The 8,992-nt window shown below is 65.3% G+C and carries 9 protein-coding genes; all 9 read left to right on the forward strand.

The window, feature by feature from the left end:
- The first annotated feature begins 246 nt into the window (after positions 1-246).
- The 9 genes from NS365_RS22120 (at position 247) to NS365_RS22160 (ending at position 8,657) form a co-directional block, all read left to right on the forward strand.
- Positions 247-1,401, forward strand: a complete 1,155-nt coding sequence (locus NS365_RS22120) for an FAD-dependent monooxygenase (protein ID WP_058602463.1) — start codon at positions 247-249, stop codon at positions 1,399-1,401.
- Entirely contained in the window at positions 1,398-2,213 is an 816-nt protein-coding gene (locus NS365_RS22125) for an alpha/beta fold hydrolase (protein ID WP_058602464.1), read from the forward strand. Before NS365_RS22120 ends, NS365_RS22125 begins: the two co-directional genes overlap by 4 nt.
- Before the next feature lie 4 nt (positions 2,214-2,217).
- Positions 2,218-2,973, forward strand: a complete 756-nt coding sequence (locus NS365_RS22130) for a maleate cis-trans isomerase family protein (protein ID WP_058602465.1) — start codon at positions 2,218-2,220, stop codon at positions 2,971-2,973.
- An 11-nt stretch (positions 2,974-2,984) separates the two neighbouring features.
- Positions 2,985-3,647 (forward strand): N-carbamoylsarcosine amidohydrolase, encoded by a 663-nt coding sequence (locus NS365_RS22135; RefSeq protein ID WP_058602466.1) that lies wholly within the window; start codon positions 2,985-2,987, stop codon positions 3,645-3,647.
- Positions 3,648-3,681: 34 nt separating this feature from the next.
- Positions 3,682-4,710, forward strand: a complete 1,029-nt coding sequence (locus NS365_RS22140) for a hypothetical protein (protein WP_058602467.1) — start codon at positions 3,682-3,684, stop codon at positions 4,708-4,710.
- 140 nt (positions 4,711-4,850) lie between these two features.
- Positions 4,851-5,891: an ABC transporter substrate-binding protein gene (locus tag NS365_RS22145; protein WP_058602468.1), complete on the forward strand. Its 1,041-nt coding sequence runs from the start codon at positions 4,851-4,853 to the stop codon at positions 5,889-5,891.
- A gap of 94 nt (positions 5,892-5,985) precedes the next feature.
- Positions 5,986-6,807: an ABC transporter permease gene (locus tag NS365_RS22150; RefSeq protein WP_082684785.1), complete on the forward strand. Its 822-nt coding sequence runs from the start codon at positions 5,986-5,988 to the stop codon at positions 6,805-6,807.
- Between the two features lie 10 nt (positions 6,808-6,817).
- A complete protein-coding gene (locus NS365_RS22155) occupies positions 6,818-7,597 on the forward strand; it encodes an ABC transporter permease (RefSeq protein WP_058602470.1) in 780 nt (259 codons plus the stop codon).
- Positions 7,584-8,657 carry an ABC transporter ATP-binding protein gene (locus NS365_RS22160; RefSeq protein WP_058602471.1) on the forward strand — a complete coding sequence of 358 codons (1,074 nt, stop codon included), beginning with the start codon at positions 7,584-7,586 and terminating at the stop codon, positions 8,655-8,657. The genes NS365_RS22155 and NS365_RS22160 overlap by 14 nt, the downstream gene beginning before the upstream one ends.
- The last annotated feature ends 335 nt before the right edge of the window (positions 8,658-8,992 follow it).

An 8,992-nucleotide genomic window follows, 5' to 3' on the forward strand; every position in this document is an offset into this window, starting at 1 on the left:
GCGGGGGAGGGGGCGGGAGGCAATGAACATTGCGGCCGATAATTTAGAGTGTAGGCGCTAGGATTGCCGCAAAGATGAAACCTGTCAATCGTGTTTGTACTCGCCGTGTTGCCCGCAATTTGTGCGGAGCGGCAACGAATTATGCAGATGCAGCATAAAATTTCTTCTTGCTTTTATAGCGTATACACTCGATCAATAGGGCATCCGGCCGGCCCGTGAGGCGGCTTCGAACGGAGTGATCCCATCATGCAGCCAGGATCCCGCATCGCCGTCGTGGGCGCTGGACTGGGCGGTGTCGCCGCAGCCGCTCTGCTGCAGAAGGCGGGCTTTGCGGTCGATGTCTACGAGCAGGCCCCCGCCTTCTCCCGGCTCGGCGCCGGCATCCACATGGGACCGAACGTCCTCAAGATATTCCGCCGCATCGGTATCGAGGACGCGCTGGTCGCCATCAGCTCCAAGCCCGACTTCTGGTTCTCGCGCGACGGCGAGACGGGCGACTATCTCTCTCGCATCCCGCTTGGGGATTATGCGGTGAAGGAATATGGCGCGCCCTATCTGACCGTGCATCGCGGCGATCTCCATGCGCTCCAGGTCTCGGCCCTCCAGCCCGGCACGCTGCATTTCGACAAGCGGCTGACCGCGATCGTGGACGATCGGTCCGGCGTCGATCTCACCTTCGCCGACGGCACGCGCGCCAGAGCCGACATCGCTGTCGGGGCGGACGGCATCAATTCGCGCATCCGCGAAACGCTGCTCGGCGAGGAGAAGCCGAATTATAGCGGCTGGGTCGGCCATCGCGCGCTTCTCGATAAGGACGTGTTGCGCAAGACGGGCTTCGACTTCGAGGCCTGCGTGAAATGGTGGACGCACGACCGCCATATGATGGTCTACGACACGACCGCCGACGGGCGCGAATATTACTATGTGACGGGCGTGCCCCATCCCGCCTGGGATTTCGACGGCGCCTTCGTGCCGTCGAGCCGCGAGGAGATGCGCGAGGCCTTCGCCGGCTACCATCCGATCGTCCAGACCCTGATCGACGCGACCACCGAAGTCACCAAATGGCCGCTCCTCAACCGCAACCCGCTGCCGCTCTGGAGCGAAGGGCGACTCGTGCTGCTCGGCGACGCCTGCCACCCGATGAAGCCGCATATGGCGCAAGGCGCGGCCATGGCGATCGAGGACGGCGCGATGCTCGCCCGCTGCCTGACGGAAACGGGCCTGTCCGACCATTCCACCGCCTTCCGTCTCTACGAGGCGAACCGGCGCGAGCGCGCCTCGCGCGTTCAGGCCGTGTCCAACGCCAACACCTGGCTGCGCACGCAGGAGGACCCGGCCTGGGTCTTCGGCTACGATATTTTCGAAGCCCCGCTTCGCGGCGAAAGCGAGGTGGCGGCATGAGCCCCCTTGCTCCCGAAGGCTTCAACATCCGCGCCAACGGCATCCGCCAGCACGTGCTGCGCTATCGCGGATCAGGCGAGCCGCTGGTCCTCGTGCCGGGCATCACCAGCCCCGCCATCACCTGGGGCTTCGTCGCCGAACGCCTGACCGAAGCTTTCGACACCTATGTCGTCGACGTGCGCGGGCGGGGCCTCTCCTCCACCGGGCCGGGCCTCGACTATGGGCTGGACGCGATGGCGGACGATCTCTCCGGCCTGATCGAGGCGCTGGGCCTCCAGGGCGCGACGGTGCTCGGCCATTCCATGGGCGCGCGCATCGCGATCCGGGCGGCGCGCCGCAAGCCTGCCGGCATGAAGCAGCTGGTGCTGGTCGATCCGCCCGTTTCGGGTCCGGGCCGCCGGGCCTATCCCTCGAAACTGCCCTGGTATGTCGACTCCATCCGGCAGGCGGTGGAGGGCATGGACGCCGAGGCCATGCGCGCCTTCTGTCCGACCTGGACGCCCGAGCAGCGGGCGCTGCGCGCCGAATGGCTGCACACCTGCTTCGAGCCCGCCATCGTCACCGCCTTCGAGGGCTTCCACACCGACGACATCCATCAGGACCTGCCGGGCCTCACGGTCCCCGCCGTCCTGATGATCGCCGGGCGCGGCGGGGTGATCGAGGCGGGCGACGAGGCCGAGATCACGAGCCTCAACCCCTCGATCCGCACCGCCCGCGTCCCCGACGCCGGCCACATGATCCCCTGGGACGATTTCGAGGGCTTCTTCCGCGCCCTCGACACGCTTCTTAGCACCTCTCTTGCGCGGGCCTGATCCCATGAGCACCCGAACCTTCCGCATCGGCCAGATCGTGCCCAGCTCCAACATCACGATGGAGACGGAGATCCCGGCGATGCTCGCCGCGCGCCAGCTCATCCGGCCCGAGCGCTTCACCTTCCATTCGGCGCGCATGCGCATGAAGCATGTCACCAAGGACGAGCTGGCTGCGATGGACGGCCAGTCCGACCGCTGCGCGCTGGAACTGTCCGACGCGCGGGTCGATGTCCTCGGCTATGCCTGCCTCGTCGCCATCATGGCGATGGGCCATGGCTACCACCGCGAAAGCCAGGCCCGCCTGACCAAGGTGACGGAGGAGAACGGCGCGCCGGCCCCCGTCGTCACCAGCGCCGGGGCGCTGGTGGAGGGGCTGGGCGTCCTGAAGGCCAAGCGCATCGCGCTGGTCGCCCCCTATATGAAGCCGCTGACGAAGCTCGTGATCGACTATATCGAGGCCGAGGGCATCGAGGTCGTCACGCATCAGGCGCTGGAAATCTCCGACAATCTGAAGGTCGCCGCCCACGACCCGGCCAATCTGCCGGGGATCGTGGCGGGGCTCGACACGTCCGATGTCGATGCGATCGTCCTGTCGGCCTGCGTGCAGATGCCCTCCCTGCCGAGCATCGCGCGGGTCGAGGCGCTGACGGGCAAGCCGACGCTCTCGGCGGCGGTCGCCACCACCTACCGGATGCTGGACGTGCTCGGGCTGGAGCGCGTCGTGCCGGGCGCCGGCGCGCTTCTGTCCGGCGCTTACTGAGGAGCGGGACCATGGAACAGGGCGCATCGGAAAACTACAAGGGCGTCTGGGGGCACCGGATCGGCTTCGGCGCGAAGCCCGCGCTTCTCGTGATCGACTTCATGAAGGCCTATACGGTTCCCGGCGCGCCGCTCTTTGCGCCAGGCGTGGTGAAGGCGGTGGCCGAGACGCCGCGCCTTCTGTCGGCCGCGCGCGAACAGGGCGTGCCGGTGATCCACACCAATATCCTCTACCACGCGCCGGGCTGCGCCGACGGCGGCGTCTGGGTGAAGAAGTCGCCGGTCATGACGGCGATGGTCGCCGGCAATCCGCTGGCCGAGTTCTGCGAGGGCGTCGAGCCGCAGGCGGGCGAGCCGGTCTTCACCAAGCAATATGCCAGCGCCTTCTTCGGCACGAGCCTTGCCCCCATGCTGCATGCACAGGGGATCGACACGGTGATCCTGGCGGGTTGCTCCACCTCGGGCTGCATCCGGGCGAGCGCCGTCGATGCCGTGCAGCACGGGTTCCGCACCATCGTCGTGCGCGATTGCGTCGGAGATCGGCACGAGGGCCCGCACGAGGCCAACCTCTTCGATATCGACGCCAAATACGGCGACGTCGTCTCGCTGGACGAGACGCTGGAGGCTCTCGCCCGCGTCGGCGCGGCGGCGGGCACCGACCACCGACCCGTTTGAGACCGAAGACCCTTCAGACATCAGGAGACCGGACATGGATCACGCGAGCTTCACCGAAATCTGCCTGCATCAGCTCAAGATGTCGGGCGTCCACGAGGGCGAAAAGCTCGTGGTGCTGACGCAAGGGGCCGACCGGCTCGACTATGCCGACGCCTTCATGGCCGCCGGCCAGCGGCTGGGCGCGCGCATGTACCATATGCGCCTTCCCGCCCCCCTGCCGACCGGTGGCTGGAATGTCGGCGTCACCGGCCTTGCCGCCCTGCCGGACGCCGTGGAGGCGTTGAAGCAATGCGACATGCTGATCGACTGCGTGTTTCTCCTGTTCAGCCCCGAGCAGTTCGCCATCCAGGCGGCGGGCACGCGCATCCTGACGGCGGTCGAGCCGCCCGAGCTTTTGGCGCGCATGCTGCCTACCAAGGAGCTGCGCGAGAAGGTCGAGATCGCAGGCGAGATCCTCGCCAAGGCCAAGGTCATGCGCATTACCTCGCGCCACGGCACCGACGTCACCTACAAGCTGAACACTTATCCGACCGTCACCGAATATGCCTGCACCGACGAGCCGGGCCGCTGGGACCATTGGCCCTCCGGCTTCGTCTTCACCGGCGGCGACGATGACGGGGTGGACGGGCAGATCGTGGTCGCGCCCGGCGACATCCTCCTGCCGCAGAACATCTATGTGCGCGAGCCCATCACCTACACGATCGAGAAGGGCTGGGTGCGCGACATCCGGGGCGGGCTCGAGGCCGAACTCGTCAAATCCTACATGGACGGGTTCAACGATCCGCGCGGCATGGGCATGAGCCATGTCGGCTGGGGCATGAACCCCAATGCCAAGTGGCACGGGCTGGTGCCGGGCGAATTCCCCGGCGGCATGGGCATGGAGCCGCGCTCCTTTTGGGGCAACGTCATGTTCTCGACCGGCCCCAACAACGAGCTGGGCGGCCCCAACGACACGGCCTGCCATCTCGACATCCCGATGCGCGGCTGCTCCCTCTTCCTCGACGACGAGGCCATCCTCATCGACGGCGACATCGTCGTGAAGGAGCTTCGCCGCTCGGCCTGACGAACAGCACGCGGCACGGTTCGTCGCTCTTTCACGACGGCGACCCCGGCGGCTGCACACGCATACGATCCCATCACCTCGAGCCTCTTCAATTGGGAGTAACCAGCATGCAGCCTAACAGACGCGATTTTTTGACTATTATGGGTGCTGGGGCGCTGGCAACAACGAGCTTCGGTGCGCTCGTCAGCCCGGCGCGCGCGGCGGGCACCGTCACCGTCCTCAACTGGCAAGGCTACGGCACCGACGAGAAATGGGCGGTGGAGGCGTTCAAGCAGAAGACCGGCATCGAGGTGGTCCACGACTACTACAACGCCGAGTCCGAGATGCTGACGAAGCTCAGGACCAATCCGGGCGCATACGACGTCGTCGTCGTCAACAGCGCCCGCACCCAGCAGGCTACCGCCGAGGATCTGCTCGACGCCGTCGATTTCTCCAAGGTTCCTAACACGGCTGGCGTGCCGGCTAAGCTCTCAGACAACCCGAACTTCACGGAAGACGGCAAGCATTACGGCGTTCCCTGGGTCTGGGGCATGAACGCGCTGGCGGTGCGCGATGGCAGGCCCAAACCCGACAGCTACGGCGCGCTCGCCGACCCCGCCTATGCCGGCAAGGTCGGCCTCTTCGACGACGCGGTGACGGCGGTCGCCATCGGTGCCTTCATGACTGGCCAGAACATGAACGATCCGAAGGACCTAAAGCGCGTCGGCGACTGGCTGAAGGCCCTGAAGCCTAATGTGAAGACGATCTGGACCAGCGAGGACCAGTGGAACAAGGCCTTCTCGGCTGGCGAATTCGACCTCTCTATCTACTGGTCCGGCGCCTCGGTCCGGTCCAAGCGAAACTTCAAGCTCCCGGTGGAATTCGTGGTGCCGAAGGAAGGGGCCGTCGGCTGGCTCGACACGCTGGCCATTCCCGCAACGAGCGAGAACAAGGAAAACGCGCTCGCTTTTATCAATTACATGATTGATCCGGATTTCTACTTCGAGTGGGCGACCAAGGTCGGCGCGCCTGCCTCTGCCAACAGCGCTGCCATGGACAAGCTCCCCGCCGACGATCTCAACCGCAAGGTCCACGATCCCAGATATCTGGAGACCATGACGATCATGGCACCACAGCCCGACGAGCGGCGCGAGGCCTTCAGCAATCTCTGGCAGGAAGTGAAAGCCTCCTATGCCGGCTGAGACCGCAATCGGTCCCGGTGCCGCCCCGAGCCGCGACGATGTCGCGGCTCGGACCAACGGCAGGCGACTGCCGCCATGGGTGGCAACAGTCGCCATGCTCATGCCGACTTATGCCTGGTTGACCCTCGCCGTCATCCTGCCGCTCGGCGCGATGCTGACCTTCAGCTTTCTCAGCGGCACGCCGATGGGTAGGAAGGAGGTCTTCTTCACGCTCAAGAACTACCGTGCCTTCGTCGATCAGCCCTATCTCGTCGGCGTTGCTTGGACCTCGCTCCTGATCGGGCTCTGGACAACGGCGATCTGCGCGGTTCTTGGTTTCTTCACCGCGCTGGCCCTGGTGCGCGCAACGTCGGGCCGGGTGCGTGAGACGTTGCTCATCCTCGTGATTCTGCCCTTCTGGACCAACGGTCTCGTGCGCGTTTTCTCCTGGACCATGGTGATCCGGGAGGGCGGCTTCCTCGACAGCGCGATCCGCGTCATCTGGGCCGATGCCCCCTCGACCGGCTTCCTTTACTCGCTGCCGGCGATCGTGCTCGGTCTCGTGCACGGCTATCTGCCCTACATGGTGCTAACCTGCTACGTGGCCCTGCTCGCCATCGACGACTCGATCCTGGAGGCGGCCGAGAGCCTGGGCGCTCGTTGGTGGACGACCCTCTTCAAGATCCTCGTGCCGCTTGCCGCCCCTGGTCTGATCTCGGGCTCGATCCTGATCTTTGTGCCGGTCATCGGTGCCTTCATGGAGCCACGCATTCTCGGGGGTACCCGCGGCGTTACGCTCGGCACGGTTATCGAGGAGCAGTTCACCGCCGCCTTCAACTGGCCGCTCGGCGCTGCCCTGTCCTTCACCATCCTGGCCGTGGTGCTGGCGATCTTCGCCACATTCTCCGGCGTCCTGCGCCGCAACGCGGCCGTCTGAGGAGGGATCCGTGACATTCGCCGCCCGTACTTATCTCATTGCCGTCCTCGTCTTTCTCTACCTGCCGATCGCGGTGTTGATGATGATGGGCTTCAACGAGTCGCCGCTCTACGCGCTGCCCTTCCAGTTCACGACCCACTGGTACGAAGCGCTGGCGAGCAACGCTAAGCTGCTGCGCTCCAGTTGGAACAGCGTCTTCATCGCGCTGATCACGTCGGCCATCGCGACGAGCCTTGGAACTCTCGCTGCCGTCGCGCTGTCGCGGCGCGAGTTCCGGGGCAAGACTTGGCTGCGCCTCCTGCTCCTGCCGCCGATCGCCATTCCCTGGCTGATCACGGGCACGGCCATGCTGGTCTTCTTCTTCTGGACCGGCATCGGGCGCGGCTTCCATGCCATCCTGATCGGCCATGTCGCGCTCGCCATTCCGTATGTCGTGCTCGTCGTCGGCACGGGTCTGACGACGATCCGCACCGACCTGGAGGAGGCGGCCATGAGTCTCGGCTCCCGGCCGGTCTCGGCCTTCTTCCGAGTAACGCTTCCGCTGCTTCTACCCAGCATCGTCGGCGCGGCCCTCTTCGCCTTCGCCGTCTCGCTCGACCAGTTCGTCGTCTCCTACTTCCTCGCGACGCCCGGCTTCTCGACCCTGCCGGTCGAGATCTATTCGGCGATCCGCAAAGGCTTCACGCCCGAGATCAACGCGATCTGCACGATCCTCCTCGGAGGATCGATGATGCTCTTCCTTCTCTTCTCCCTCTTCGCCAGACCAGGAGCGCCCCGTGACCGCCGTTAACGTATCCGCAGTGGCGAAGAGCTACGGAAAAGTGGACGTCCTGACGGACATCTCCACGCATTTTCCAGAGGGCTCCTTCACAAGCCTTCTCGGCCCGTCCGGCTCGGGCAAGACGACGCTTCTGCGCATCATCGCCGGCTTCGTCACGCCCGATCGCGGCACGGTCACGATCGGCAGCACGGACGTCACGAACGTCCCGGTCTGGGCGCGCAACATCGGCATGGTGTTCCAGTCCTATGCGCTGTTTCCGCATATGAGCGTCGCCGACAACGTGGCGTTCGGCTTGGCGCGGCGCGGCATCAAGGGCGAGGCTGCGCGGCGGGAGGTGGCCCAGGCCCTGGAGATGGTACGCCTGCCCGGCATGGGTGACCGCAAGCCCAAACAGCTCTCAGGCGGCCAGCAGCAGCGCGTGGCGCTCGCCCGCGCCATCGTCACCCGTCCGAGCGTCCTTCTGCTCGACGAGCCGCTGTCCGCGCTCGACCGCCGTCTGCGACAGGAGATGCAGGTTGAGCTCGTGCGCATCCAGCGCGAGAGCGGGCTGACCACGATCTTCGTGACCCACGATCAGGAAGAAGCGCTGACCCTGTCGGACAAGGTGGCGATCCTCGATCGCGGCCGCATCGTCCAGATCGGCGCGCCGACCGAAGTCTACGAGCGCCCCGTGAACCGCTTCGCGGCTGAATTCCTAGGCGACACCAACCTTCTCGAGGGGAGGGTGAATGCAGATGGGACGGTAGTTGCGCATGGGCAACGGATCGCAAGCGCGATCAGCTTGCCGCCTGTCGGCCAGGCCGTGACCCTCGCCGTGCGGCCCGAGAAGATCGAAATCCGGGACGCGTCCGATCCTCAAACAGGCACGCAGCACCAGGTTGCGAACCGGATCCGGGCCGTCATCTCGGCTTCGATCTATTCGGGAACGGCAATCACCTACGAAGCGGAAGCTGCGGACGGCCTGCGACTGAAAATCTTCGCTCAGAACCGTGACGCCCGCCTGCGTGCCCCCGGCGAGGAGGTGTTTCTCTCCTGGTTGCCGGACCACACGGTGCCGCTGGCCGCTTGATTGGTCCTAGCCCAAATTTTTTTAGACCAGGCGTCATGGGAGTTATCGGGCTCTTCTGAGTTGATCCGCGAACTCGGCTGGGGTCAGTTCCCCAAGGTTCGTATGCGGACGGTGGGGCTCTTCTCTATTCGGCGTGTTGAGGTCAAGCGCTCCGAGCTGATGTCTCGTCCTGGCTGATGCGTGATCCCTTGCGGATCATGCTTCTCTTCGGGATCGACCCGGGTGGGCCCTCCCATGATGGGATCGGAATGAACGACGCAGCTCGAACTGTGGCGAGACCTGACCGTACCAGTAGGTACGATGAGCCAACGGAGCCTACGGACCTTCGCCTCTCC

Origin of the sequence: Aureimonas ureilytica, assembly GCF_001475935.1 — a bacterium.
In the GTDB taxonomy this organism is placed as follows: Bacteria; Pseudomonadota; Alphaproteobacteria; order Rhizobiales; family Rhizobiaceae; genus Aureimonas; species Aureimonas ureilytica_A.